Below are 25,931 nucleotides of genomic sequence, written 5' to 3'. Positions count from 1 at the left end.
TCTTAAGAGGTGCAATTTTAAAACCCGATTAAGAACACACAAGGCTTAATGATTCTGGGTTGCAGTGTTTTTCCTCCCAGAGCAAATCCCTAGTCCAATGTCTAAAGGAACTGTCGTGCTTCTGTCACCCATTGCTTGACCAACCCCAGGGGCGGCGCCAGATCCTTACGCTGGAGATTCGCCACCTGTAACTTCATAATATTTTGGTGGAGTCGCGAAAAGGATGTTTGGGCAAGCTGATTTACCGATGCCACGCCACTGTGCAATACTAGGCCGCAATATTGTGTGCCAATACTCGGTACTCTCGCCAGATCCGCCAGGGCCACCCATTTCAAAACGTAATTGGGATGAATTTTGAGGCGACGGGCTAACTGTTGTTTTGCCTGGGGTGTGCGAGTAGCTAACAAAAGCTGATGGGTGGTGCGAATCCCTTGGGCGGCGAGTTGGGTCTGTTGTTCTTTGCTCAGACCGGGTAACTCCGCAATCCGCCAATTACAGGAAGCCATAGGAATCCTTGTTAAAATGGAAGCACATGATATCAAGAAAAATTGTCGTTACCCTAAAACTTTAGAAAATTTATGACTGTTGGTATATCTGTCGAAAAAGGAAAGCAAGATACTCCTCCCTTAGAACTCCATTACCTCGGCGACAAAGTGCTACGCCAAAAAGCAAAACGCATCGCCAAAGTAGATGACGAAATCCGCACCCTGGCGAAGGAAATGCTGCAAACCATGTATTCTTCCCAGGGAATCGGTCTGGCTGCGCCCCAAGTCGGTGTTAACAAACGCATCATTGTCATTGATACCGATCCAGAAAATCCGGCCAATGCACCACTGGTTTTAATCAACCCTGAAATTAAAAAAACAGGTAAACAGCTTTGTTCTATGGAAGAAGGTTGCCTGAGCATTCCAGGAGTCTACCTTGGGGTGATCCGCCCGGACGAAATTGAAGTGAGCTATCGGGATGAGCAGGGTAAACCCAAACGTATCAAAGCTTCTGGCCTGTTGTCCCGGGTGATTCAGCATGAAATTGACCATCTCGATGGGGTGATGTTCGTCGATCGCGTCGAAAATGAAATTGCCCTCAGTAGCCAATTAAAACAACGGGGATTTGCCCTGAAATCGGTACAGCGCATCGCCTAAATTTTTTTTGGCCTTTTCCACGTTTCAACATGACGGCAACTTAGTACTCTATGACGTTTGTGTGAGGTGATCGCCGTCCAGTGAAATAGACGTTCTGCCCTATGAGGTGGTCGTCTTTTTTATTGCCTAATATTGGGCAAGGTTGCGTTTTGTATCAAACAGCGAAAAATTTACGTTTCGTTAGCAAATTCTTGAGGTCGCTCGGCAGTACCGTTGCAGCAAGTATTGTTTTGAATCTCAGATTTTACAAAAGACAGAAGCTGGTTTTCGTCTATGGAGGGCTGTTGGCCTGCTGCGGGTGTTATGTAGGGGCATCAAATTTGGCGATCGCCTTTTTGGATAGAACCCGCATTTATACTCAGGTTTATTTGTAAATCTATTTTTTGTGTATTGTCTTTATTTATATAAACCAAAGACATAAATATTATCTTTGTAAAATATTTAGAGATTTTTACTGATTTTTAAACTTTTGAATGTCTATAAAAGCTTCCAAGTCTCTATAAGTCTATTTGAATGCTAGATCCCAAACCGTTGCACCTTTCAATTCCCCCAAGGATTGCCAATAATGCAGCTAACGGAATTTTTTAGGAGCACGCAATCCCATGACAATGACCCTCGCGGTTTACGGCAAAGGTGGCATCGGCAAATCTACCACCAGTTGTAATATTTCCGTCGCCCTCGCCAAACGCGGTAAAAAGGTTCTCCAAATTGGCTGTGACCCCAAGCACGACAGCACCTTTACCTTGACGGGCTTTTTGATCCCGACGATCATCGATACTCTCCAGGAAAAAGATTTTCACTACGAAGACATTTGGCCGGAGGATGTTATTTACAAAGGCTATGGCGGCGTTGATTGCGTGGAAGCAGGCGGGCCTCCGGCTGGGGCAGGCTGCGGCGGTTATGTGGTCGGGGAAACGGTCAAACTCCTCAAAGAACTCAATGCATTCGATGAATACGATGTGATTTTGTTCGATGTGTTGGGAGACGTAGTTTGTGGAGGCTTTGCAGCACCACTCAATTATGCAGACTACTGTTTGATCGTGACGGACAATGGCTTTGATGCGTTATTTGCGGCGAATCGCATTGCGGCTTCTGTGCGAGAAAAAGCGCGGACGCACCCCCTCCGGCTGGCTGGTTTAATTGGGAACCGCACCTCGAAGCGGGATTTGATCGAAAAATATGTGAGCCATGTGCCGATGCCTGTGCTGGAAGTGTTGCCCCTGATCGAAGATATCCGGGTGTCGCGGGTGAAGGGAAAGACCCTCTTTGAGATGGCAGAAGGGGACTCGATGTTGGATTATGTCTGTGATTTTTATCTCAATATTGCTGATCAAGTATTAGCGGCTCCAGAGGGAGTTGTGCCCAGCGAAGCTTCGGATCGAGAATTGTTTAGTTTGCTCTCGGATTATTATCTCAATCCGCCCGTCGAAAAGACCCAGGAGGATGAGCTGGATCTGATGATGGTCTAGGCCAGAGGATGCTGGGCTTGGTCTCGAAATCGCTGATCCGACAATCGCTCACCTGGATCGTCCTCATGGGTTAAATTTTGCTTCAAAATAGAGGCGATCGCCCGAAACGGCACTAATGATCAAAAAAGGCGATCGCCAATGTCAAACAACCCTTGCAGTGGATTTACGAGGAGAGTAAATATTGTGAGCTTTTTCGAGCAAATTAAACCCAGCATCAAAACCAAATGGCTAGATTACTTTGAAAATAACCAAGACTGGCTAAATATCCTGATGGATCGTGGCGAATCTGTGGCGACCCCCGACGGTGGCCGCCGCCCCCAAGGTTCCGTGATTCTCGGTGCCATCAGCGCCAAGGAACCCCGCCTCGCCGAAAGTCTTTATCTGTTTTCTTTAGTTGAAGCGAATTTTGACACGATTGTTGATGTTTTAGGGCTAAACTTTGACCCACTCTTGGAACTCCGAAACCTAGAGGAAAAAGGAGCGGCCGCAAAGCCAATGATTACGCCCCCAAGTCCAACCGTTTTACCCACCGAATAATTTCTCACCGTTTGCCCTTCATTTCTTTGGAGGGCATTCCCTGAGCAACAATCGTGTCACCCCATTTCTAATTCACCATTGCCAAAGCTATTTGCAAATCTATTTAGGAAAATTTTTATGACCGTTGCTCAAGAAACCCCGAACTTAACCTTTGATTGCGAAACAGGCAATTACCACACCTTTTGTCCGATCAGTTGTGTCGCTTGGCTTTATCAGAAAATTGAAGATAGCTTTTTCCTAGTCATCGGCACCAAAACCTGCGGCTATTTTTTGCAAAATGCCATGGGCGTGATGATCTTCGCCGAACCCCGCTACGCCATGGCCGAACTTGAAGAGGGTGATATTTCTGCCCAACTCAACGATTACGACGAACTCAAACGGCTCTGTCTACAAATTAAACGCGATCGCAACCCCAGCGTGATTGTCTTTATCGGTACCTGCACCACCGAGATTATCAAAATGGATCTCGAAGGCTTTTCGCCGCGCCTCGAAGAAGAAATCGGCATTCCCATCGTGGTCGCCCGTGCCAATGGCCTAGATTACGCTTTCACCCAAGGCGAAGATACCGTCCTCGCAGCAATGGCGAACCGTTGTCCCAGCGAACCCCCGTCCCCAGCAAAAGAAAAAGAAGAAGATGCTGCTGCCGCCACTCGCTTCCAAAAACTTTTGAATTTGGGCCTCAAGAAAAAAGAAGACGCGCCCCCTGTGCAAACGGAACAAAAAGAGCATCATCCCTTAATTTTGTTTGGCTCTTTACCCGATCCCGTGGCGGCAAACCTAGAACACGAACTGAAGAAGCAGGGCGTTAAAGTCTCTGGTTGGCTCCCCACCAAGCTCTATACAGAATTACCCGTTGTGCAAGAAGGCTATTATGTGGCGGGAGTGAATCCATTTCTCAGCCGCACTGCCACTACCCTGATGCGTCGCCGTAAATGTAAGCTCGTTGGTGCTCCTTTCCCCATTGGCCCCGACGGCACCAGAGCCTGGGTTGAAAAAATCTGCTCCGTGCTGGACATCGAACCCCAGGGCTTGGCAGAACGGGAAGCACAAATCTGGGAGAGTTTAGAAGACTATCTCCAGCTCATTCGCGGTAAATCGGTCTTTTTTATGGGGGACAACTTACTCGAAATTTCCCTCGCCCGGTTCCTGATCCGCTGTGGTATGACCGTCGCTGAAATTGGCATTCCCTACATGGACAAGCGTTACCAAAAGGCGGAACTGGATTTCCTCGCCCGCACCTGCCAAGAAATGGGAACGCCGATCCCCAAAATTGTCGAAAAACCCGACAATTACAACCAAATTCAACGGATTAACGCCCTACAGCCGGATTTGGTGATTACGGGCATGGCCCATGCGAATCCCTTGGAAGCGCGGGGAATCAATACGAAGTGGTCAGTGGAATTTACCTTTGCCCAGATTCACGGCTTTACCAATGCGCGGGATATTCTCGAACTAGTGACGCGCCCCCTACGCCGTAATACGAACCTCAAGGATTTGGGCTGGGATAAGTTAGTCCGCGAAGAAGTGCTCACCTGAATAGCACCCACAATTTGAGTGCTAAACAAGGAGAATCATCAAGACGATGGTTCTTTTTTTATTGGGTTTTAACGGTTAAAACTTGGGGCGGTGTCGCATCGGGAGGATAGCACAGTTGGATATTCACTAAACGGCGATCGCCTCATCAAAGTTTTAGGCAGTGTCATCTATATTGCCTAAGTCATCATCAAACTTATGGATGATATCAAGTAGTCGGGAGACGACCCGTTTATAAATACGCTTGCGTTCAAGAAGTTTAGGCTTTGTATTGCAAGCACTAATCACGGTGTCCCGTAAGGGTTCTTTATTGGTGAACCGATAGTCTCGAATCATTTGATTCACGGTATCTTCATTGAGGTCTTCATCAGCACAGAGTTCACGCACTGCGGCAATCCGTTCTTCGTCCCAGAATTCATTGAAGACTGATCCTAATTTTTGGTCTGGAGTAACCTGAATCATGCGAGTTTCGATAAATTTCTCAATGAGATCCCGCTTATTCCGTAGTTTGGTTTCTTTACCTACCAGCTCTAAAATTTCGGCTTTGCGCTGCTGGTAATCTTCTGGGGTGGTTTTTTCTTCATGTCGTAATTTACCCAATAGTTCCAGAATATACGCCACATTGATTTCGTCTCGTTGGATAAGTTCTAGCTCAAAATCAACCTCTTCAAGTTCTGTTTCTGGTTCTTCCTCACTACGGGATTTCACTTGGTCGTGGATGTCTAAATATTTGCTCTTGAAGTCTTCAAAGGTTTGTTCGTCTAGGTTGAGGTCAGTAAAGCTAAATTCGGTAAAGGATTTACTGACATTGAGGGCACGAATTAGTTTACGGAAGGTTTTGACGAAATTGAGTTTGTCATCTTCGCTAATGAGTTTATTGACATCATTGGGAATGGCGGCGATCGCCCTGAGTTCTGCTACGGCTTGGTTCAATTCGTCAACGTAATGCTCATAGGGTTCGATAAAAATCGTCTCGTTGGCGTTTTCATCGGAGAAGAGGCGAATGGCTTCGTCAGTATTGTCCTTGAGGTTACGGAAACAGACGATATTTCCTTGGGATTTGAGTTCGCCGAGGATGCGATTCGTGCGGGAATAGGCTTGGATTAACCCATGATATTTAAGGTTTTTATCGACGTAGAGGGTATTGATTTTTTTGACATCAAACCCTGTTAGGAACATATTGACCACCAATAAAATATCGGCTCTCTCGGCTTCGTCAAAGTTCTCTCTATCCCGGTCTTTCATCCGTTGGGAGATATTTTTGTAATAGGCATAAAAGGCTTGGCTATCTCTGACGGAATGGTTGGTTTTGTAGAGTTCGTTGTAGTCGTCGATAAATTTGGCGAGTTGGTCGCGGCTATGAAGGCTGGTGGTGCTGGTTCTGAGGTCAAAGTCTGGTTCGCCAATTAAGCCGTTTGCGTCTTCGTCATCTTCGTTAACGGTGGGGGTAAAGATGGTCACTACCCGCAGATCATGTAAGCCTTGGTTTTGTTTGGTTTTAAAGGCTTCGTAATAGGTGATAAGGGTTTTCACGCTACTTACGCAGAGCATGGCAGAGAATTTGCGGTTGTGGGTCTTGCGGTTGTGGTGCTCGATAATCCAATCAACGATGAGATCAATGCGGTCGGGATTTTCAAAAAATTCTTTGTCGGTCTTGGGTTCGGTGATTAAACTACCGTCCTTGCGCTTAATTTTGCCCCAATATTCAACGGAGAACTTGAGGACATTTTGATCGGCGATCGCATTGGTGATGACGTATCTATGGAGGCATTCGGTAAAGAGGTCTTTGGTGGTGCGTTTGCCGTGTTGGTTACTGGCGGCATTATCGGCAAAGATGGGGGTTCCGGTAAAGCCGAAGAGTTGGGCTTTGGTGAAGAAATTAACGATATTTTTGTGGGTTTCGCCAAACTGGGAACGGTGACATTCATCGAAAATAAAGACAATCCGCTTATCCCGTAATGCTTCCATTGCCGCTTCGTGTTTGGGCTTTTTGATAGCGGTATTGAGTTTTTGGATTGTGGTGACAATGAGGTTACTATCCCCTGCCATTTGCTCGACCAGTTGGCGGGTGTTGTCGGTGGTATCGACACAATCGGGACTGAAGTAATTAAATTCTTTGCTGGTCTGGTAATCGAGGTCGGCACGATCCACCACAAACAGGACTTTATGGACTTTGGGAATGGTGGTCAGAATTTGGGCGGCTTTAAAGCTGGTGAGGGTCTTGCCTGATCCGGTGGTGTGCCAGATATAACCATTTTTCCGTCCTTCTTCGACTCGCTCAATGATGGCTTCGACGGCGTAATACTGGTAAGGACGCAATACCATCAGTACTTTGTCGGATTGGTGCAGGACGGTGTACCGACAAATCATTTTAGAAATGTGGCATTTCTCCAGAAAGTTCTCGGCAAAGTCATCGAGGTTGGTGATTAGCTCGTTATTTTTGTCTGCCCAGTAGAAGGTTTGTTTAAATTCTTGTTTGCGGTTGTTGGCGTAGTAACGAGTATTTACGCCATTGGAAATGACAAAAATTTGGACATAGTTAAATAAGCCAAATTCGGCATCATAGGAATGGCGTTGGTAGCGGTTAATTTGATTAAAGGCTTCTTTTAAGGCAAGTCCGCGACGTTTGAGTTCGATTTGGACAAGGGGTAAACCGTTAATGAGTAGGGTTACGTCGTAGCGGTTTTTATATTTGCCTTGTTGCGTGACTTGGTTAGTGACTTGGTATTGGTTCTGACACCAGTGTTCTGTGTTGAGGAATTCTAGATAAATGGTACTGCCATCATCCCGACTGAGTTCCATTTTGTCGCGGAGACGCTCGGATCGGTCGAAAATACTGCCTTTGTCGAGATGGTTAAGGACTTTTTTGAACTCGTCGTCGCTGAGGGTCGTTTGGTTATGGCATTCTAGTTGGGTTTTGAGGTTGGCGCGCAATTCTTTGGCGTTACGGATGGTAACGGGTTCGTAGCCTAAGCCTGTGAGGCGTTGGATTAGGTTTTGTTCAAGTTGGGCTTCGGTTTGGGTCATGGGGAAAGAATGTTATCTATTTGGGTTTTGAGTCGTGGTATTTGGTTTTCTACGATCTGCCACACAATTTCTAGGTCTACTCGAAAGTATTCATGCACCAGCAAGTTCCGAAAGTCGATGATGTCTCGCCAGTCTACTTCGGGATATTGGGCATGGGTTTCTGGTTTCATTGCTCTGGCGGCTTCGCCAATGGTTTGCAGTTGCAGAAGTATCCAACTTTGGATTAGCTCATTTGCACGGAATTCTTGTTTCCCTTGGACTGCATATTTTTCAATTCTATTTATCGCTTCTTGAATATCTTTTAGTCGCTCTAGATCGCTTCTCATAGGGTTTGGGCTTCTTGTAGGACTTCTTGGCGGATACGGTCTTTTAAGCCTGCGGGGGTAACAACATCAACTTTGATGCTGAGGAGGTTTTCTAGGTCGCGGATCAGGCGCACGGGAAACCAAGGGCTGATTTTTTGAATGTCGTAGTCCACCAGCAGATCAAGATCGCTGTTTTGGTCGGCTTGTCCTCTGGCAACGGAACCGAATACTCGCACGTTATAGGCTCCGTGTTGGGCTGCGATCGCCTTTATTAATTCTTTGGTGTCTGGGGTTAGCTCGTTAAGTTTCATCGGTTTACTTCACCCCATAGGTCTTTGCTAATGTCTTCAAGGGTTAGCATAGATCGCTCCTTGGTTAGTTTTGGTACTATTTTAAAGATTTACACAAACATTTTTTGCAGTAAACCTTTCTTGAATTGCTCCATTCTCTCAATCTGTTGCCCCACTGCTTCGATTTTTTGATCAATGGCAGTCAGGAAATTAGCTATTTTTTCTTGTTCTTTTAAGTGAGGAAAATCAATTTTTAAAAGACTTAAATCGTAAATTGTAAATCCTTTTATCGATGTACCTTGTGCAATTGAAAGCAACTTTTTTTTATAAGCTAAAAACCAATACGCAAGAAAATAAATATTTCCTTTATTAGGCGTAAAATTAGAAAAATCTTGACTTGTACAAAGTTCTTGCTCTGATACGGCTATTTTTCCTACTCCTACCCTTGAGACAATTAATATACTCTTAGGTGGAATTATCTTAGTTGCTGATTCTTTAATAGCTGCTTCATTGATAAATCTTGTGATAGAAACTTTATATATTGAATCTTCTTCAATATCAGAACTAGAAATCCAAGGAATATTCCCAATCCAATGATTGCTTTGGGATGTTCTAGGAGTTCCTCCACCTAGAAGACTCCCTAGTTCCCCTAGTTTTTTCTTTTGCCAGTCGGGGAAGTCTGAACCGTCATCCTGTTTGAAGCGAATTTCTTGGGAGAATATTTTTTGCATTACGCCCCGTTTGTAGGTTTGTAATAGTTCTTGTTTGCGGTGAAGTTGGGTTAGGCGTGTGGCGATCGCCCCCAAAAAACTAGCAATCTTTTCCTGCTCTTTAATTGTTGGTATGTTGATTTTCCAGCGATACCATTGTGCTACTTTAAAAAGCATTTTCTCAACATGAACACCAATACTTGAATGAAAACAAATTTGCTGAAAATAAACTGTTTCTTTAAGAAGATCTAGAAATCCTGGCAGAATAATATCCGTACAATTCAAAACTAAATATTCATTAGATACTATTGCTCCATCTAATTCTTTGGGGACAAATCCACAAGCTCCATGTACAATCTGTCGTTTTGAAATCAGAAAATCGCCTTCTCGAATATAAAATTGACTTTTGACAGCAATATCTTTTCCCTTCAGATTTTCTCTTTTAACAATTCCCCCTCTAGAACGTTTTGCTGTTACAAGAGTATATATTTCCTCATCCTTCATTTCGACAGGTCGATTTATTTCTGTAACAAGATCACCTATTTTTACTGTTCTCCATCCTTCTTTTAAAGGAGATAAGCGAGGTTTTCCATGTTGTACAGAAGCAGGATATTTATTATGAGCTATATTATTAACCATCTTTTTTACCCCTACCTAAAATGGCGTATCAATGCCAAGCTCATCACAAAAGCCTTTGATCGTCGCATCAATCCCCACCAAATCTTGATCTATCTGCCGCAACTCCTGAGACACAGCCCCTAGATCAATCGGCTTCTCCTCCTCAAACGTATCCACATAACGGGGAATATTTAAGTTGTAATCATTCTCCGCAATCTCCTCCAGCGTCGCCACATAACTAAACTTCTCAATTTCCTTACGTTCCTGATAAGTCGAGACAATCCGCTCTACATCCTCGTCCCGTAGATAATTCTGGTTTTTCGCCTTCTCAAAATAAGCACTCGCATCAATAAACAGCACATTATCCGGCTGCTCCCGACACTTCTTAAACACCAGCACACAAGTCGGGATACTTGTCCCATAGAAAATATTCGCAGGCAAACCGATCACCGCATCCAACCAATTCCGCTCCTTGATCAAATACTTGCGGATCGTCCCCTCCGCCGCCCCCCGAAACAGAACCCCGTGGGGTAACACCACCGCCATCGTGCCACTGTCATCCAGATGATGGAGCATATGCTGCACAAACGCGAAATCCGCCTTAGAACTGGGGGCGAGCTTCCCATACTGACTAAAACGATCATCCGACTCAAACAACTTATTCGCCGACCACTTCGCCGAAAACGGAGGATTCGCTACCACCGCCTCAAACCGTAACCCCTCATGCTGGGGACGTTCTAGCGTGTCCTCCTGCTTAATATCAAAATTCCGATAATGCACCCCATGCAAAATCATATTCATCCGCGCAAGGTTGTAGGTCGTGCGGTTCATCTCCTGCCCATAGAAATGCCCTACCTCGTTCACCTCCCGCGCTACCCGCAACAACAGCGAACCAGAACCACAGGTCGGGTCATAAACCGACTTCAGGCGATCTTTTCCTAAGGTCACAATCTGCGCCAAGACCTTGGAAACCTGAGACGGCGTATAAAATTCCCCTGCCTTTTTCCCTGCCCCACTAGCAAACTCACCAATGAGATACTCATAGGCATCCCCCAGTACATCACTTTCCGTATCCCCCAAGCGGAAATCAATCTTATTGAGATGCACCAAAATTTTCGCAATCAGCGCATTCTTATCCTTGGGAGTCCGTCCTAACTTCGTTGAAGTCAGATCTAAATCTTCAAACAAATGATCAAAATCTTCTTCACTCTCCTTTCCCATCGTGGAGCGTTCAATACTGTTGAGTACCTGCATAAGGTCATCAAGGATAAACGTCGATTGAGAAAAATCTAGACTCTCGAAATCCTCCTCCTCAATCGTTTTCGCCCCCAATGCCCTCGTCGCCAGAGACTCAAATAACTCCGCAGGCTTCAGGAAATAACCCAGTTGCTCAATGGACTCCTCAGCGATCGCCGCTAGATATTCCTGATCCTCTTCCGACTCCTCATCAATCTCCAGAAAATCGATCCCATCCTCCGCCAAAATCTCATTGGCATAGAGATGCTGCCGCTCCGAGAGGTATTTGTAGAAGATAAACCCCAGACAATAATCTCGAAATTCATCAGCGTTCATCTTGCCCCGTAGTGTATCGGCAATATTCCAAAGCTGAGTCTTGAGTTTATTTTTCTGATCGTTCGTCATTGTGTCGCCTGAAGTTTGTCGGGAGAATTTACCACTTGGATAATCTTGATGAGTGATTTTTCTTGCCCAAGTTATTCATATTGTCTGACTGGGTTTTGACAGTCAAGACCTGGGGTGGGGTGGCATCGGGGGGATAGCGCAGTTGGATATTCACCAAACGGCGATCGCCTGGGGGCATTTCCAAGGTGACGAGGGGTTCCCCGGCTTGGCCACGCTTTTGTACGAGGTGGAAATAATCGGTACGCAAACGGCCCGTATCGTCTTTGTAGTTGACCCGCACTGGCCCCCGGAAAAAGGTCGCCGTCGGCAGGGGATCAAAAAAGCGCAAAGCCTCGTCCGTGGCATCTTGTTTGATAGGAGTTTCAAGGGCGATCGCCACGGTTTGGGTTGCCTCGGTGGGATTGTGGAGGGGCAGCGTCAAATCGTAGAGCACCCCATAGTTGCCGTGGGCAGCATAGGCAGTATCAGGATAGCGACGCAACATTTCTGCCGTTTGGATTTGACCCGTGCCATGGGTACCGCCGACGAGGGTGCTAATGCCGTAAGAAAAAGCTTCCCCTGGGGCAGGAATCGTGAGATCCCAGGTGGGACTGTCATAAATTTGGGTTTTCCAAGTGCTGCCTTCAGAAACGCCAGCCACCCGACCATAGATTAGTCCCCCTGGAGCACCGGGAACGGAGGGAGGGCGATCGCGGGGGCTAGAAAGTTCTCCGGTTTCTAAGAGCGCTTGCCATTCTGCCAGGGTGGGAGGCCGGAAATCACCTTGACCATCGGGTTTTTCAAAGAGGGCTAAACTCGCCACATACACGGGGCCAGTGCTGTTTAACTCTAGGTAGGTCGAACGGCCATTGAGGGGCGGTTCCAACTCCCGCACCGGAATCGGCAGATCAAAAATCATCTGGTAGCTCTGGGGGGCGATGGTCAACTGCTTCGGGAACTGTTCCTGGAGACGACGGCGCAGCAGATTATCCATTACCCGACTGCCCGGCCCGGCGTAAACATTCCCCCTCGGATTCGGCACTTGGGGATCAAGGGCAATAAAAGGGGCATCCGGTTGACTTAAATAACTGGCTCCATTGAGAAAATAAAGGGTAACGGGTTGATCGCTCGGATTGTAGGCGATCGCCCCAATGTGCAGACTGCGTAGATCCTCCGGGGAACCCTGGGCGACGTGGTGGGCAAACAGATCAAACCGTCCTGAAAAAGGAAAATCTAGGTGGGCATCTGGATGGGTTTTGCCAGTGGCGGGAAATGTGGACAGCAGAATTCCTTCCCCCAACACCTTTTCTGGGCTGTTGCTATTAAACACAGGGATTTGGTCTAACTGCCCTGGTAAAACTCGTACTTCCTGGGGACGGACAATTTCAACTGGGGGCGGCGCTTGGGCAATAAAGAAGGGAAAAAACATACCAACATTCCACACACATTGCCGCCCATTGTATTGAGTTTTTTCGCTTTTTGGGTAATTACACCAGATCGCGATCCGTGAGGATTTCGTAGCCCGTTTCCGTCACCAGCACCGTATGTTCAAACTGGGCCGACAGGGACTTATCGGGGGTAATCACCGTCCATTTGTCTTCGAGGGTAATGGTTTCCTTGGTTTTAGCATTGACAATCGGTTCGATCGCCAACACCATGCCCGCTTCTAGGATGACATTGGGCAGGTCACGGGTACGGAAGTTAAACACCGATGGCTCCTCATGGAGCGCTTGGCCGACCCCATGGCCTGTAAAATCTTCCACCACCTGGTAACCGTAGCTGTGCACATGGTCTTCCACGGCCCCGGCAATATCCAGGAGCGTATTGCCTGCTTTTACCTGCTCAATGCCTTTGTAGAGCGCTTCTTCGGCTGCCTGCATTAGCCGTTTGGCCTCTGGTTTAATCTTTTTGCCAACGCCGACGGTAATACAAGAATCGCCATGGTAGCCATTGAAGAAGGCCCCCGTATCGACTTTGACGATATCCCCTTGGTGGATGCGTTTATCGGCCCGGGGAATGCCATGGACGACTTCATCGTTGATCGAGATACAGATCGAACCGGGAAAACCGTAGTAGCCTTTAAAGCTCGGTGTCGCGCCCATTTCGCGGATCCGCTGTTCGGCATAGGCATCCACTTCGAGGGTCGTCATCCCCGGCTTGATGATCTCACTCACTTCCTTAAGGACGGTGGCGACAATCCGCGCCGATTGCCGCATAATCGCAATTTCAGCGGCGGTTTTGATTTTGACTTTGCTTTTTTTACGGCGACGGGGGAGGCCCACTTGGGCTTTTTTGGGTTCGGGAATGAGGAGGTTGAGTAACTGTTTCAATGGAGTACCTTGAGGAAATCAATGGCAGATTGGGCAATTATTGCGGCGGCGGGATCGAGATCTGCGACAATGCGCCGGGCATGGTAAAAATCTTGGCGATCGCCATTGAGGTAATCGTCTAATTTTTGGCCCGTAAACGAACCGTCGCGTAGCCCCAGCACGAGGATGCTCGCCGCGAGGTGAGGTTCGGCAGCAAAGTCTGGGTGATCGACAAGGTTAACCCCGGTGCGATCGCCCCACCGGGTATAGTTTAACCGACCCGCAATTTTTACGAAGCCCCGGCCCTGGTAGCGCAGTCCATCACCCGGTTGGATATTCCCCAAATCGCGGCGACTTTCGAGGTTTGGGTCTGGGGTCGGCTCCACAAGACTGGCACCAAAATCGCCTGCATGACCCGCCGTAGCGAGAATATAGGCCACCTGGGTCGGTTCGATGATCCCGCAACGTTGGCAAGTTTCTAAAAGCATCGGGATCGTTTTGCGGGCGGCATCCTGATGGGGATAATTTTCTAAGGAGGCAATCAGGCGATCGCCATAGCTTTTGAGGGGGCGTAGGGGCAGATAAACTTCCACCCATTGATTCAAAAGCGTCATCCAAGTTTGAGCACCAACGACGCCATCAATGGTTAATTCTGCAATCATCTGAAAGCGTTTAACCGCCTGTTCGGTTTGGGGGCCAAAGTGACCATCAATGGGGAAATGCTCCAGGGACAGCAGCCGCTGCAACAAGCGTTGTAAATAACGCACCGAGGCGTGGAGTTGAGGCGTCGCTAAACCATCGCCCAAGTGAAGGATGGGATATTTGCGGTCACTGGCTTGAAATTCCCCACTGGCAAAATGTTGCAAATCAGCATATTTTTTGGCGATCGCCTTTTGATCCTGAATAAACTGCTCTAAAGCTTCCCAGGTAGACAGCCCCACAATCCCATCGGCCACGAGTTTTTGGCGCACCTGAAAAAATTTCACGCCATTTTCCGTTTGCCGACCAAACTTGCCGTCCAGCTTGGCCGTTTCTGGGATAAATAAACCCCGTTGCAATAATTTTTGCAGATAATATACGGCCTGCTGTTGGGGCGAAATTTCAAAGCCTGCCCCCCGTCGCAACAGGAGTTTTTCGGGCCTATCTTGTTGGAAAAATAGAGCGGGTTCCGGAGCCTGTTGGGGTGGAGGTTCAGCCGTCGCGGGAGACGTTAAAAATAATCGTTGGTAGCGTTCAATGGTTTGCCAGGTGCGGGGATCAACGGTGCCTGTTTTCGGCAATTTATTCGCCCGTTGAAATGACCGAACCGCCGCTTCTGTGGTGCGCCCAAAAATACCGTCAATCACCGCTGAACGGGGTAAAAATCCGGCGGCCCGCAAAAAAGTTTGCAAATAACCCACATTATCATTGGCGATCGCCTGGCATTGCAGTTGTCGGGGGCGTTTGAGGGAGGGACGTTCACAGACAGTGCTGGCGGACTCACGGTGACGCTTCATATTATGATTGGGGGTGATGGGAGGGGCGATCGCCTTCCATTGTAAGAAATAAAAAAATCAACCACCGCCACCATGTTTAGAATTCTTCACTTCGCCGATATCCATATGGGCAGCGGTTTTTCCCATGGTCGAGTGAACCCAGAAACCGGCCTCAATTCCCGCCTCGAAGATTTTGAACAGACCCTAGGGCTTTGCATCGACCGGGCGATCGCCGACCTCGTAGACCTCGTTATTTTTGCCGGGGACGCTTTCCCCGATGCCACCCCAGCCCCCTATATCCACGAAGCCTTTGCGGGACAATTTCGCCGCCTCGTCGCCCACAATATCCCGGCGGTGCTCGTCGTCGGCAACCACGACCAATATTCCCAAGGTAATGGGGGGGCTAGTTTAAATATCTATCGCACCCTGGCGGTGCCTGGTTTTATCGTGGGCGATCGCCTCCGCACCCACACCCTCGAACTGCCCAAAGGCCCCCTGCAAATCATTACCCTGCCCTGGCTGAACCAAGCCACCCTCCTCACCCGGCAACAAACCGAAGGCAAAACCCTCAACGAAATCCACCAGATCCTCCTTCAGAAACTCGAACCGATCCTCGAAGCAGAAATTCGTCGCCTCAATCCCGAAATCCCCGCGATCCTGGTGGGTCATCTCATGGCCGACCGCGCCAACCTGGGGGCCGAGCGCTTCCTCGCTGTAGGCAAAGGCTTTAATATTCCAGTGGCTTTCTTGAACCGTTCTGAACTCGATTATGTAGCCCTCGGCCATGTGCACCGCCACCAAAACCTGAATCCCAGCAATGATCCCCCCATCATCTATCCTGGCAGCATTGAACGGGTTGATTTTAGCGAGGAAAAAGAAGCAAAGGGCTATGTTTTAATCAACCTCCGCAAAGGTCAAGCGGATTGGGAATTTGTGCCCCTCCCGGCCCGGGCGTTCCGCACGATCAAAATCGATGTGAGCGACGTAGACGAGCCAGAAACCGCGATTCTCAACGAAATTGCACAGGTTTCGATCACCGATACCGTTGTCCGCCTCATCTACAAAATTCGTCCCGAACAAACAGAACTCATCGACCAACGTGCCCTCAGAAAAGCCCTCAAAGCCGCCCACCAAGCTTCCATTCAAGCGGAACTGGTGAGCCAACTGTCCCGGCCCCGTCTACCGGAACTGGGCATTGGTCAATCCCTCGATCCGATGAATGCCCTAGATACTTACCTCACGAACCGCGAGGATTTGCAGGATATTGCCCTGGCTATGCGCGAAACCGCCACAGAACTGATGTCACAAACCTCAACTTGAAGCTTACAACACTAATGGCCAATACCCACATAGCGAAACCCTAGTGCTTCGAGGGCGTCTCGGTCGAGGAAATTCCGGCCATCGATAATCAACCGATTTTGGAGGCGATCGCCTAACTGTCCATAGTCGAGGTGCAAAAATTCTTGCCAGTCCGTGACTAAAACCAGAGCATCACAGGTATCTGCTAACATTTCTGGGCTATTTTCAATCAATACGCCCGAAAGACCGTGACTAATGCCATTTTGGGACACAATCGGGTCATAGGCTTTCACCCGTGCTCCTAGACGATTAAGTTCTGCAATCAGCTTCAGGGATGGAGCATCGCGCATATCATCGGTGTCTGGCTTGAAGGTTAACCCCAACAAACCAATGGTTTTCCCCTTAAGAATTTTCAATTCCTGTTGAAGCTTTTCGACGACGATTAATTTTTGCCGATTATTCACCGTCACTGCCGCTTCGAGGAGTTGCGCTTGGTAGCCATAATCTTCGGCAGTGTGTACTAAAGCGGCCACGTCTTTCGGGAAACAGGAACCGCCCCAACCCAAGCCTGCCTGGAGAAATTTATTGCCAATGCGACTATCGAGGCCGATGCCCTGCGCCACCTGGAGAATGTCTGCCCCCACGCGATCGCACACATTCGCCACTTCATTAATAAAGCTAATTTTCGTTGCAAGGAAAGCATTGGCGGCATATTTAATCATTTCGGCGGAATTTAGGTCAGTTTCCACCACCGGAATCGGTTTGGGATGTTCTGGCGCGCTAAATTGCCCTTGGATGAGGGGATCATAAAGCTGTTTCATCAGGGCGATCGCCTTGGAGTTGCTGCTACCTAGAACAATCCGGTCGGGGTTAAAAGTATCGAAAATTGCTGACCCTTCCCGCAGAAATTCGGGGTTACTGACCACATCAAACTGCACCGTATGGCCGTTTTGCTTCTGTTTGACTCCATCGAGGACAATCATCCGCACCCAGTCCCCCGACCCAATCGGAACCGTTGATTTGTTAACAATTACTTTGTAACTATCGGCGGGTAAATGTTCACCAATACCCTTCGCCACGGCCTCCACATAGCGGGTGTCGCTTTCCCCCGTTGGCAAGGCTGGGGTACCCACAGCGATAAACAGAATTTCCCCATGATTGACACCAAAACTGAGGTCTGTACTAAATTGCAAGCGTCCGGTGGCCATTTCTTGCTGCATTAGTTCCGCTAGACCGGGTTCATAAATCGGCGATCGCCCCGCCTGCATGAGCTTGATTTTCTGCTCGTTATTGTCGATGCAGATGACATCATGGCCCATGTGCGCCAGGCAAACCCCTGTGACCAAGCCCACGTAACCCGTTCCAATTACACAAACTTTCATCGCAATCTCTAGTGAATTTCTCGTGTTGTTGTCCGTAAATTATTCTGCGAGGCGATCGCGGAAATAGGCGATCGTTTTTTCTAAGCCCACCTTGAGGGGCACCGTTGGCTGCCAATCCAAGTAGGTTTTAGCACGGGTAATGTCCGGTTGCCGTTGACGCGGATCATCCTGGGGTAGCGGCTCAAAGGCGACTTCAACATCAGGATTGACCATATTCTGAATCGTTTGGGCCAACTCCAAAATCGTGTACTCATCGGGATTCCCTAAATTGACGGGGCCGATAAAGTTTTGGTTCATCAAACGAATCAAACCTTCAACCAAATCACTCACATAGCAAAAACTGCGGGTTTGGGAACCATCCCCATAGACCGTCAACGGTTTCCCCTGGAGCGCTTGAACGATAAAGTTACTCACCACCCGCCCATCATTCGGCAACATATTGGGGCCATAGGTATTAAAAATTCGGGCGACACGGATATCAACATTATTAGAGCGGTGGTAATCAAAAGCCAGGGTTTCCGCCATCCGCTTCCCCTCGTCGTAACAGTTACCACAAAAAGCAACCCGACCATTACGACGTACCAAAACCACATGGTTTTTGACATTGACGCAGTACACATTCCCTTTGTAAAAAACTTTTTCTGGTTCTACCAGAGCCGCATCTTTAGCTACGCGAATATTAACCCGATATAAATCCCGTCCGACCGCATGGGACACAACAGAAGCAGCAAAGCCACACCGTAAGGCTAATTCTTGTACATTATCCGCTAGTTGCTTTGATTTAGAGTAATAGGTAAAACAATTACCCCGTTGAGAACCGTCACCCATGATCAGCGCATCAAACAAAATGCGAGATTGCCGTGGTGATAACCGCAGATATTCACGGGGAATATATTTTTCACCAGATTTACCCAATGGCAATAGAATCTCAGCAAGTTGTTTGCTACAAATCCTAAATTGATGATGATCAGAATCAAAATATTTAAAGCCCAAACGATTTAAACAAGCAGCAATCTTGGTGCGTCCTTCAGGATTTTCTTGGGCAATCAGAACATTATAATCAGCAACGTCGTAATTACTGCCATTTACCACCCGTACACGACGACGAACGTGGGTGCAGCCTTCGGACAGATAATAGCCCAGGAATTCCAGCCAATCGTCCATGAAAACAGTATTAAAGCGAACTTTGGCATTTAGAGGGGGGGGACCAAACGTAAAAGTTTTAAGCTCTTCACCTTGAAAAATTGCGCCTGTAATGACTTTCCATGAATGCCAGTGACGCTTTTCATCAGCCTGAAGAAATTTGAGTTTTCCTGTCTTACTGCGGACGTACATTTTGTGGTTTGGAGTCACACAAAGATCGAATTTGCTGTTATTAAATCTCAGCAAGTGACCAAGATAGGGTTGAATAATGAACTCATCGGGAAGATGATATTCCACTTGGTTTTGTTCGTTGAGGGTGGCAACTTTTTGGTTGGGTTGTAATTCGGGGAAGAGTACCCAACCGGAATCAGTCAAAATTTCGGTTTGGTCGTCGTAACAGGAGCGAACCCCAATTGGATTCACATTGCCATGGTAAGTCTCGGGCTGGGGATGGACATCTGGATCGCCATAGACTTCAGAGGTGGACGCCAACAGAATTCTCGCTTTGACCCGTTTGGCTAACCCCAGCATATTTAGGGTGCCCATGACATTGGTTTTAACGGTTTTGATGGCGTTGAACTGGTAATGGATCGGTGAGGCAGGACAAGCGAGGTGGTAAACCTGATCCACTTCGAGGCGGATCGGTTCGGTGATGTCGTGGCGCACCATTTCAAAGTAGGGGTTGCCAATCCACTGCAAAAGGTTATGCTTGCGGCCTGTGTAAAAGTTATCGAGGCAAATGACTTCATGGCCTTCGGTCATCAGGCGATCAATGAGATGGGAGCCGATGAACCCTGCGCCGCCGGTCACTAGAATTCGCATGGTTAGTTCTGGAACGATGACTGTTCAGATGGTTTTCCTAACGGTAGCGAGAGATAGACACTTTGTCTAGCCATCTAGTTCTCCTTCGAGGATCGTGGCGATCGCCTGCCTGGTATTTTCTTTGAATTCGTGGATATTCACGTTATTGAGAATAAAAATGGCACTGAACATCCCCACGGCTTGGAGCACAAAAACAGAACTGTAGGCCAAGAGGGGGGTTTGAAAAATTGCCCGCCCAATATCTAACACGACTCCCCCCATTAAAGTGGCGATCGCCCGGGACATCGCTTGGGCCAGCGCCCAGGTGCCAATGAAAGTACCAGCGGTTTCGGCGGCGGTGAGATCAAGCATTAAACTAATCGCGCCAATGGTGCCGATCCCCGTGGCCATCCCAAAGAGAACGAGGGCATATCTGAGGATCTGGGGCTGTTGGGTGAACCCTGCCAAAATAATTAAAAAGAAACAAGCCGCTGTGAGCAAACAACCTAAACGGGCAGTATTTTTCTTCCCTAGGCGCGGCACCACCAAAAATCCGGTCACGCTATAGCCCACGAGAACACCGATCCCCCAGTAGGAATTGAGCAGGGTACTTTCGCCGATGGACATCCCAAACACTTCACCGCCATAGGGTTCCAGCACTGCTTCTTGCATAAATAGGCTGATTGTAAAAGTTACCAGAAAGCTAAAGAAAATGGCTGTTTGTGGACTGCTACGGACGACTTTAATAGAATCCTGAAAGGTGATTTGGTCTTCCCGCGTTGTGGGGGCAGTCCGCCGACTAAAACGAGAATATTTGCGTTCGATCCCAAGGATACCGAGTAACCCTAAACCAAAGGCGATCGCCGGCACGACTAGAAACAGAGAATTAATTGGCCCCTGTAAACTTTCGATGGGCGTATTCAGGAGCTTTTCCCCTTGGGTGATGATTGCTCCGGCATTGGCCCCCAGGATGACCCCGGCCTGTTGTACCTGATCGAGGAAAATACTGCCACTAATCCCGCCAATCACAACCCCCAGCAACAACATCGACCAGACCACCGCCACAATTTTTGAGCGATTATTTTCATCGGAAATATCCACTAACAACGCCGTAAAGGGGGTGGACGTAGAGCTGAGGGCCAGGCCATAGAAACCGAGCACTGCCCCCAGGGCGATCGCCCACAGCAACATCTCTCCAGACCAGGCCCAGCCGCCATTTTCCCGCACCGCTAGGGCCAACTGCCAGACAATTTGTACCGCCACAAAGATTGCCGAACCGAACAACACCGTGCCAATCCAGACATAACCACTGCGGTGGAGCTTAAAAATCTTTTTGCTGTCGGACAGTTGCCCGAACCACACCCGCGCTGGAGCCATAAATTGTGGTACCGCCAAAGCCCCCGCCGTCACCGTCGCCGGAATATCCAGTTCACTAATCATCACCCGGTTGAGTACCGCCAGGGTCAACACCGCCATCAGACCCAAGCCCAGGTTAAAAAGTCCCAGGCGAAACATGGTAAAGGGGCCAACGGTGGGTAAATTTTGCGCGGAGGTGGGGCTAAGTTCAGAAGTGGTCATGGGGCGATCGCCACAGGGCTTTAAGAATCACGGAAAACACCCTACATTCTAGGACGCATCGGCCTCGAATGCCCCTTCCAAGTAAGTAGCTAGGCGGAAACCCTGGGGAAAGGTTGCAGTTTTGCTATGGGTAACAAGGGCCACATCAAAGCGGCACCCGTAGGTTTCATATTGGGGAAATTCACTTAAAAATTGCATCGCCGCCCGGACAGTTTTGCGTTGTTTGCTGGGGGTGATCGCCAGTAAGCCTTGATAATCCAAGCTGTGCTGTTGGCGGGTTTTTACCTCTACAAAAGCGAGCATTTTTGTCTGGGCATGGAACGCAACCAGATCCAATTCTCCCCAACGACAGCGCCAACGGGTTGCGACAATCTGCCAACCTTGGCTTTTGAGATGCTGCTGCACAAAAAGCTCTCCCTGCTCACCAACGGCAAGGGCCGCTAATTTTTCGGGTGAAGGGGTGTCGGCCATGGCAAATGCTTACATCCCTCCAGATTCTGAATAGCCCTGGAGATTTTCCGGATTTTGCTCCTGGAGTAGATGGGTCACCAAATCGCGGTATTTGTTCAACTCATATTTATAAATCACGAGGTATTTCCCTGCATTGAGGCGATTACGATAGGGCAGGGCATCGCCACTCCCCACCGCCAAGCCAACGGTTGTGCCAACGAAATAGCTCCCCATGGCCCCGCCAACAGCTCCAGCGAGACCCCCGACAATATGATTACCCGGTGTGCCAGCCCAGGCGAAGGTATCTAACCCCGTAATGTAATCGAAGACAAACCCCCCAAAGAAGCCGAAGGGGATTAGCCAATAGGCCATCAATTTTGCCCGCTTGCGCCCCTGCTTAGAGGGATCGATAAAGCCAAATTCATCGGCGGTTTGGTAGCCTTGACCAACAATAGCTAGATTTTTGGTGGGAACTTTAGCTTTTTCCAGTTGGGTATAGGCTTCTTCGGCGGTCATACGGTCTGGGAATACGGCGATCAGATAATTCATAGCAACGACAAACCAATGGAATCTTCAAAGTTTGATTGTAGGCGATCGCCTCAACCTCCGGTTCAAAGTTGTAAGAATTTAGGCCTAGTTTTATATTGGTTACAACTTAAAATGAAATATTTTTTTAATCACAGGGACTATCAGTAATATCCACAACCAAGACCAAATCATCATCAGTTCCATCATAGAAATGAAATCCAGTGGTGGATATTTCATTAATGGCAGCTTGAGTAAATCTTCTCAGACCATTTTTGCCAAAAAATGTCACCGCAATATAACAGCCAGAATTGTAATCCCAGCGTTCATAATCATAGACAGAATGAAATGGAATATCTGTATTATTATTTCGATTGATATCCGGTCTATCCCTAACATACCCTGTATGTACCTTAAAACACTCAGACCCAGGATAGTAAGGAACATTTCGATTTTGATCCGGGGGGTAACTGCCGTGATTCAGGCGATAAACTTTGAGCTCTTGAAGCATACAGCGCATTTGCAGCCGCGCTTTAGCATATCGGGACTTGTCCACTTGATTTAAAAAGGCAGGCAAGGCGATCGCCGTTAAGATGCCCGTGATTATCATTACAATCATGAGTTCAATCACGGTGAAACCTTGGAAATCTTGGGCTGCTTTCTTACGATGGAGAAAGAGAAGACGCAACATACATAAAGATATTTTTTGGAATTTTAAGAGAACTTTAGATTTACAATACCCAATTTATTTCTGACTCCATCTTTTACGCTAAAGAAAATTTCTATTGACCATGAAGCTACAGATCTCTACTTGATTAGAGGCCACAGTACTCGCTCATTACAATTGATTTTTAAGTAAAAGCTTACTTGTTTCTTTTATTTCTAGCCTACCTAAAATTTTAAAGAATTTAGTCCATCAGAAGTAAGAGTTTATGGCGTATAACGGGTGCTGCATCTGTAGTGATTTTAAGATTGAGGCATTTGACTTAGGATGCTCAACAGCAATAGATTTTATGCGTGGAGCCCTCCGTTTTACGGCAGCTTTGTCTTGTATGGAAAGATTATTTATGTCGATGGAAAGCTCAGTCAAAGAGATCATGATCGCTGAACAAATCCCCAATTACACGATTCGAGCAAAAACAGGCTGGTTTGGTTTTGGGAACCCCGGAGTTCAGAATATCGGTTGGTATGTGGGCTATGCGGAACGGGGCGATGATGTGTACTTTTTTGCGACCAACATTGATATCAATAGTCCCCAAGATGGTTCCGCTCGCCTGGAGGTTACCCGTCGCTGTTTACAGGAATTGGGGATTTTGCCTTGACCGCTTCCGCCCTTCAGCGTGGCAATTGATCAATCGGCTGTATTCTTTCCATCGCACCATACTGTCCCAGGCAACTACAGGTTTGTCCGCCAGAGTTCTGTGGCGATGTGCTGCTGGATTGATAGCCATGATAACGACAATAGTCGTGACAACGTTCTTGTGGAGATTTGGGGCCGAGGTTGCCATTACCCAACTGATGGAGCAAGATAATCGCGATTGGTAGTAAGGTTGCCCATAGAGATAGCCAAAGGTGTTTGCTTTTAAACCCTGACCTCGCCTCTAATTTTTTGCCGACACGGTAGCCCGCTACGGTAATTGTTAGCCATGAGCCAGAGAATATTAACAAAAACAAGACAGATATCAGCGGCTCTATCCACGTTGGCCATGGATTGTCGCCAAAGACATATAACCAGAGTATTCCGAGGACAGTACCCATTATTATCCAAGTACCCAGTAGAGAGACAGAGAAGCCAGGTAATAGGAACAATAATGAGTAGATATAGCGCTGTTTCATCTAAAAGGTTTTGGGAGCCTCAGGTGAGGGTGGTGAGGGCGATCGCCAATTGGTCGATGTCTGCGGGGGTGGTGAAGTAGTGTGTACAGGCGCGGATACAGTCCGGGAAGCGGATCGTCCGGAGACAAAACCCCTGGGCTTCGAGGGCTTTGACAATATCACTGTGGCTTTGGGCGGTATCGACTTGAAAGGAGACTAACCCCGAAGTGGGGGGGGTGGTTTTGAGACATTGCACCTGGGGGATCGCGTTGAGTTTTTCCCAACAGTAGGCACTGCGATCGCAGATTTGTTGATAACGGCTGGCCGTATCGCCCCATTGTTGGTGGAAATGGATCGCCTCCATTAAGCCAACGTAGAGAGGATAAGCGGAAGTTGCGACTTCATAACGGCGGGCATCCTGGGCGAGGGCTACTTCAGTTGTTTTCTCCCACTGGGTTACCCCCCGCCAGCCAATAAAGGTCGGTCGATGCTGGGCGATCGCCTCGGTGGAAATATAAAGTCCGCCGACTCCAGCCGGGCCGCACCACCACTTATGACCCGTAAAGGCATAGAAATCGACCCCCAAGGCTGGCAAATCAAGGGGTAGCATCCCGAAGGATTGGGCCGCATCCACCAGCACCAGGATATTTTGGCTATGGCAGAGGGTACAAATTTCCTTTAAAGGCAATATCTGGCCTGTATTCCAAAAAAGATGGCTAATCACCAAGAGGCGAGTTTGGGGGGTTAAATGTTGGGCGATCGCCGCCGTGGGATCACCCCCATTGAGGGTGTCGAAGAGGGGACAGATGCGAATCTTCACGTCGAAGCGGGCCGCAATCTCCTGGACAATGCCAACAATGCCTGGATGCTCACAATCACCGAGGAGGATTTCGTCCCCCGGTTGCCAGTCGATCCCCCAGAGGGCAATGTTGCAGCCAGCGGTTACATTTTCGGTGAGGGCAATATTTTGGGGTTGAGCTTGGAGTTCAGCGGCGATCGCCCCCCGCAATTTTTGAATGATGCCCGTTTCCCATTGACCCTGGGCGAGGGAAAAAGGCCCCTGGCGATCGCCCTGGTGATAACTGTCTAGGATGCCATTAAGGCTCGACTGGGGTAACGGCCCCTGGCCACCGTAGTTAAAGTAAGTTTTGTGGGCGAGGGCAGGAAACTGTTGGCGATGTTGGTGCAGATCGGGCATGGGAGAATGAATTAAATTATGGGGGTAAAAACGAACAGGGTTATTGCTGGGGCGAAAACTGACGGGTATTGGGATCGTAGCGCCAGGAAATATTATCGGGATCTTTAGCCTGACTCCATTCAGCAAAATTATCACGGCCCCGGCGTTTGCGGAGGGTGCTGGGATGCACGGAAAAACGTTTCGCCAATTCCGTTTGAATCATCGGCGCTGGCGGCGATTTTGGCGCTAAAGATGATGGGGGCGTGGATTCCTGGGGCTCTGGCTCTGGGATTTCGGGATCACTGCCATTGAACATACTGCCTAGGGCACCGCTGGTCAAAAAGTAATAAACAATGCCTGTTTTTTGATAAACAACAGCCTGGGCGGCGTACTCCTTTGCTTTGCGTTCGAGAAACCAACGGACATCATTCCCCGATAAGCCCGTAGCAAGGGTTAAGTCGGCTACGGTAATTTTTCCTTGGTTTACTTCGATCAGGCGACGGAAATCGGGGGTGAGGGTGATTGAGAGTTGCTGCCAGCGGTACTGTTGCCAGAGATACCAGGCCACCACACAGGCGATCACCACCACACAGATCGTCCAAACACTGAAAAATACAGTCATTAACAGGGTGCAGGGAATGATCAGGATCAAGGGGCTTTTCGCATCTTTCTCCATTGGTTTTGTCAGGCAATGCTGGTGAGAAGGGTCTACTTGCTAAGTTTAAA

The 25,931-nt window shown here is 48.2% G+C and carries 22 protein-coding genes and 4 pseudogenes; 6 read left to right on the top strand and 20 right to left on the bottom strand.

Annotated features, from left to right (window positions below):
* Positions 1-101 precede the first annotated feature (101 nt).
* Positions 102-506 (bottom strand): DUF4332 domain-containing protein, encoded by a 405-nt coding sequence (locus tag AWQ24_RS11975; protein WP_030006849.1) that lies wholly within the window; start codon positions 504-506, stop codon positions 102-104.
* A gap of 72 nt (positions 507-578) precedes the next feature.
* Between AWQ24_RS11975 and def the strand changes: the two genes are divergently transcribed.
* From def to AWQ24_RS11955, 4 genes are all read left to right on the top strand, one after another.
* Entirely contained in the window at positions 579-1,142 is a 564-nt protein-coding gene (gene def, locus AWQ24_RS11970) for a peptide deformylase (protein WP_065711210.1), read from the top strand.
* A gap of 602 nt (positions 1,143-1,744) precedes the next feature.
* Positions 1,745-2,611: a ferredoxin:protochlorophyllide reductase (ATP-dependent) iron-sulfur ATP-binding protein gene (gene bchL / locus AWQ24_RS11965; RefSeq protein WP_012307943.1), complete on the top strand. Its 867-nt coding sequence runs from the start codon at positions 1,745-1,747 to the stop codon at positions 2,609-2,611.
* A gap of 183 nt (positions 2,612-2,794) precedes the next feature.
* Positions 2,795-3,148, top strand: a complete 354-nt coding sequence (locus AWQ24_RS11960) for a DUF5331 domain-containing protein (protein ID WP_012307942.1) — start codon at positions 2,795-2,797, stop codon at positions 3,146-3,148.
* Between the two features lie 117 nt (positions 3,149-3,265).
* Entirely contained in the window at positions 3,266-4,684 is a 1,419-nt protein-coding gene (locus AWQ24_RS11955) for a ferredoxin:protochlorophyllide reductase (ATP-dependent) subunit N (protein WP_065716943.1), read from the top strand.
* A gap of 58 nt (positions 4,685-4,742) precedes the next feature.
* Here AWQ24_RS11955 and AWQ24_RS16765 read toward each other — a convergent pair.
* The 9 genes and pseudogenes from AWQ24_RS16765 to AWQ24_RS11915 form a co-directional block, all read right to left on the bottom strand.
* Positions 4,743-4,814: pseudogene (locus tag AWQ24_RS16765) on the bottom strand (DUF3370 family protein); the annotation flags it as partial.
* Positions 4,815-4,837: 23 nt separating this feature from the next.
* Positions 4,838-7,708, bottom strand: coding sequence for a type I restriction endonuclease subunit R (locus AWQ24_RS11950; RefSeq protein WP_071932324.1), 2,871 nt, complete (start codon positions 7,706-7,708; stop codon positions 4,838-4,840).
* A complete protein-coding gene (locus AWQ24_RS11945; protein WP_065716942.1) occupies positions 7,705-8,034 on the bottom strand; it encodes a DUF86 domain-containing protein in 330 nt (109 codons plus the stop codon). The genes AWQ24_RS11950 and AWQ24_RS11945 overlap by 4 nt, the downstream gene beginning before the upstream one ends.
* Positions 8,031-8,324 carry a nucleotidyltransferase family protein gene (locus tag AWQ24_RS11940; protein WP_065716941.1) on the bottom strand — a complete coding sequence of 98 codons (294 nt, stop codon included), beginning with the start codon at positions 8,322-8,324 and terminating at the stop codon, positions 8,031-8,033. The genes AWQ24_RS11945 and AWQ24_RS11940 overlap by 4 nt, the downstream gene beginning before the upstream one ends.
* A gap of 89 nt (positions 8,325-8,413) precedes the next feature.
* Positions 8,414-9,652, bottom strand: a complete 1,239-nt coding sequence (locus AWQ24_RS11935) for a restriction endonuclease subunit S (RefSeq protein WP_065716940.1) — start codon at positions 9,650-9,652, stop codon at positions 8,414-8,416.
* Positions 9,653-9,667: 15 nt separating this feature from the next.
* On the bottom strand, positions 9,668-11,272 hold the full coding sequence (locus AWQ24_RS11930) for a type I restriction-modification system subunit M (RefSeq protein WP_065716939.1): 1,605 nt from the start codon (positions 11,270-11,272) through the stop codon (positions 9,668-9,670).
* Positions 11,273-11,300: 28 nt separating this feature from the next.
* Entirely contained in the window at positions 11,301-12,680 is a 1,380-nt protein-coding gene (locus tag AWQ24_RS11925) for a DUF3370 domain-containing protein (RefSeq protein WP_065716938.1), read from the bottom strand.
* 58 nt (positions 12,681-12,738) lie between these two features.
* Positions 12,739-13,581 carry a type I methionyl aminopeptidase gene (gene map / locus AWQ24_RS11920; RefSeq protein ID WP_065716937.1) on the bottom strand — a complete coding sequence of 281 codons (843 nt, stop codon included), beginning with the start codon at positions 13,579-13,581 and terminating at the stop codon, positions 12,739-12,741.
* Positions 13,578-15,056 (bottom strand): peptidoglycan-binding protein, encoded by a 1,479-nt coding sequence (locus tag AWQ24_RS11915; RefSeq protein ID WP_065716936.1) that lies wholly within the window; start codon positions 15,054-15,056, stop codon positions 13,578-13,580. The genes map and AWQ24_RS11915 overlap by 4 nt, the downstream gene beginning before the upstream one ends.
* Positions 15,057-15,128: 72 nt before the next feature.
* Here AWQ24_RS11915 and sbcD point away from each other — a divergent pair, with 72 nt between their 5' ends.
* The gene (gene sbcD / locus AWQ24_RS11910) at positions 15,129-16,355 is read left to right on the top strand and encodes an exonuclease subunit SbcD (RefSeq protein WP_065716935.1); all 1,227 of its coding nucleotides are present in this window, start codon (positions 15,129-15,131) and stop codon (positions 16,353-16,355) included.
* Positions 16,356-16,366: 11 nt separating this feature from the next.
* Here sbcD and AWQ24_RS11905 read toward each other — a convergent pair whose 3' ends face one another.
* The 8 genes and pseudogenes from AWQ24_RS11905 to AWQ24_RS11880 all read right to left on the bottom strand — a co-directional run bounded on the left by AWQ24_RS11905 (position 16,367) and on the right by AWQ24_RS11880 (position 22,904).
* Entirely contained in the window at positions 16,367-17,716 is a 1,350-nt protein-coding gene (locus AWQ24_RS11905) for a UDP-glucose/GDP-mannose dehydrogenase family protein (protein ID WP_065716934.1), read from the bottom strand.
* A 39-nt stretch (positions 17,717-17,755) separates the two neighbouring features.
* Positions 17,756-18,367 (bottom strand): annotated as a pseudogene (locus AWQ24_RS16580) (NAD-dependent epimerase/dehydratase family protein); the annotation flags it as partial.
* 21 nt (positions 18,368-18,388) lie between these two features.
* Positions 18,389-18,544, bottom strand: a pseudogene (locus AWQ24_RS16760) (LAGLIDADG family homing endonuclease); the annotation flags it as partial.
* 701 nt (positions 18,545-19,245) lie between these two features.
* Positions 19,246-19,681: pseudogene (locus AWQ24_RS16575) on the bottom strand (GDP-mannose 4,6-dehydratase); the annotation flags it as partial.
* A gap of 66 nt (positions 19,682-19,747) precedes the next feature.
* On the bottom strand, positions 19,748-21,238 hold the full coding sequence (locus tag AWQ24_RS11895; RefSeq protein ID WP_065716932.1) for a BCD family MFS transporter: 1,491 nt from the start codon (positions 21,236-21,238) through the stop codon (positions 19,748-19,750).
* A 48-nt stretch (positions 21,239-21,286) separates the two neighbouring features.
* Positions 21,287-21,709, bottom strand: coding sequence for a YraN family protein (locus tag AWQ24_RS11890; RefSeq protein WP_065716931.1), 423 nt, complete (start codon positions 21,707-21,709; stop codon positions 21,287-21,289).
* A gap of 9 nt (positions 21,710-21,718) precedes the next feature.
* The gene (locus AWQ24_RS11885; protein ID WP_065716930.1) at positions 21,719-22,237 is read right to left on the bottom strand and encodes a hypothetical protein; all 519 of its coding nucleotides are present in this window, start codon (positions 22,235-22,237) and stop codon (positions 21,719-21,721) included.
* A 124-nt stretch (positions 22,238-22,361) separates the two neighbouring features.
* Positions 22,362-22,904, bottom strand: a complete 543-nt coding sequence (locus tag AWQ24_RS11880; protein ID WP_012307931.1) for a type II secretion system protein — start codon at positions 22,902-22,904, stop codon at positions 22,362-22,364.
* A 322-nt stretch (positions 22,905-23,226) separates the two neighbouring features.
* On the opposite strand from AWQ24_RS11880, the gene AWQ24_RS11875 reads away from it, so the two are divergent.
* Positions 23,227-23,535, top strand: a complete 309-nt coding sequence (locus tag AWQ24_RS11875; RefSeq protein ID WP_049761638.1) for a penicillin-binding transpeptidase domain-containing protein — start codon at positions 23,227-23,229, stop codon at positions 23,533-23,535.
* Positions 23,536-24,068: 533 nt separating this feature from the next.
* On the opposite strand, the gene AWQ24_RS11870 is transcribed toward AWQ24_RS11875, so the two are convergent.
* Together AWQ24_RS11870 and AWQ24_RS11865 are read right to left on the bottom strand one after the other, a co-directional pair.
* Positions 24,069-25,226 carry an aminotransferase class V-fold PLP-dependent enzyme gene (locus AWQ24_RS11870; RefSeq protein WP_065716929.1) on the bottom strand — a complete coding sequence of 386 codons (1,158 nt, stop codon included), beginning with the start codon at positions 25,224-25,226 and terminating at the stop codon, positions 24,069-24,071.
* A gap of 40 nt (positions 25,227-25,266) precedes the next feature.
* Positions 25,267-25,827, bottom strand: a complete 561-nt coding sequence (locus tag AWQ24_RS11865) for a hypothetical protein (protein WP_232318814.1) — start codon at positions 25,825-25,827, stop codon at positions 25,267-25,269.
* Positions 25,828-25,931 lie beyond the last annotated feature (104 nt).

The sequence above is a fragment of the Picosynechococcus sp. PCC 8807 genome (assembly GCF_001693295.1).
Classification (GTDB): domain Bacteria; phylum Cyanobacteriota; class Cyanobacteriia; order Cyanobacteriales; family MRBY01; genus MRBY01.
This window is presented reverse-complemented; position numbering and strand designations above follow the sequence as displayed.

Bases quoted from the DNA above. Each gene is read 5' to 3' on its own strand.
- AWQ24_RS11975 (WP_030006849.1), bottom strand. From the start codon at position 506: ATGGCTTCCTGTAATTGGCGGATTGCGGAGTTACCCGGTCTGAGCAAA.
- def (WP_065711210.1), top strand. From the start codon at position 579: ATGACTGTTGGTATATCTGTCGAAAAAGGAAAGCAAGATACTCCTCCC.
- bchL (WP_012307943.1), top strand. From the start codon at position 1,745: ATGACAATGACCCTCGCGGTTTACGGCAAAGGTGGCATCGGCAAATCT.
- AWQ24_RS11955 (WP_065716943.1), top strand. From the start codon at position 3,266: ATGACCGTTGCTCAAGAAACCCCGAACTTAACCTTTGATTGCGAAACA.
- AWQ24_RS11950 (WP_071932324.1), bottom strand. From the start codon at position 7,708: ATGACCCAAACCGAAGCCCAACTTGAACAAAACCTAATCCAACGCCTC.
- AWQ24_RS11945 (WP_065716942.1), bottom strand. From the start codon at position 8,034: ATGAGAAGCGATCTAGAGCGACTAAAAGATATTCAAGAAGCGATAAAT.
- AWQ24_RS11940 (WP_065716941.1), bottom strand. From the start codon at position 8,324: ATGAAACTTAACGAGCTAACCCCAGACACCAAAGAATTAATAAAGGCG.
- AWQ24_RS11935 (WP_065716940.1), bottom strand. From the start codon at position 9,652: ATGGTTAATAATATAGCTCATAATAAATATCCTGCTTCTGTACAACAT.
- AWQ24_RS11930 (WP_065716939.1), bottom strand. From the start codon at position 11,272: ATGACGAACGATCAGAAAAATAAACTCAAGACTCAGCTTTGGAATATT.
- AWQ24_RS11925 (WP_065716938.1), bottom strand. From the start codon at position 12,680: ATGTTTTTTCCCTTCTTTATTGCCCAAGCGCCGCCCCCAGTTGAAATT.
- AWQ24_RS11915 (WP_065716936.1), bottom strand. From the start codon at position 15,056: ATGAAGCGTCACCGTGAGTCCGCCAGCACTGTCTGTGAACGTCCCTCC.
- sbcD (WP_065716935.1), top strand. From the start codon at position 15,129: ATGTTTAGAATTCTTCACTTCGCCGATATCCATATGGGCAGCGGTTTT.
- AWQ24_RS11905 (WP_065716934.1), bottom strand. From the start codon at position 17,716: ATGAAAGTTTGTGTAATTGGAACGGGTTACGTGGGCTTGGTCACAGGG.
- AWQ24_RS11895 (WP_065716932.1), bottom strand. From the start codon at position 21,238: ATGACCACTTCTGAACTTAGCCCCACCTCCGCGCAAAATTTACCCACC.
- AWQ24_RS11890 (WP_065716931.1), bottom strand. From the start codon at position 21,709: ATGGCCGACACCCCTTCACCCGAAAAATTAGCGGCCCTTGCCGTTGGT.
- AWQ24_RS11885 (WP_065716930.1), bottom strand. From the start codon at position 22,237: ATGAATTATCTGATCGCCGTATTCCCAGACCGTATGACCGCCGAAGAA.
- AWQ24_RS11880 (WP_012307931.1), bottom strand. From the start codon at position 22,904: ATGTTGCGTCTTCTCTTTCTCCATCGTAAGAAAGCAGCCCAAGATTTC.
- AWQ24_RS11875 (WP_049761638.1), top strand. From the start codon at position 23,227: ATGCGTGGAGCCCTCCGTTTTACGGCAGCTTTGTCTTGTATGGAAAGA.
- AWQ24_RS11870 (WP_065716929.1), bottom strand. From the start codon at position 25,226: ATGCCCGATCTGCACCAACATCGCCAACAGTTTCCTGCCCTCGCCCAC.
- AWQ24_RS11865 (WP_232318814.1), bottom strand. From the start codon at position 25,827: ATGACTGTATTTTTCAGTGTTTGGACGATCTGTGTGGTGGTGATCGCC.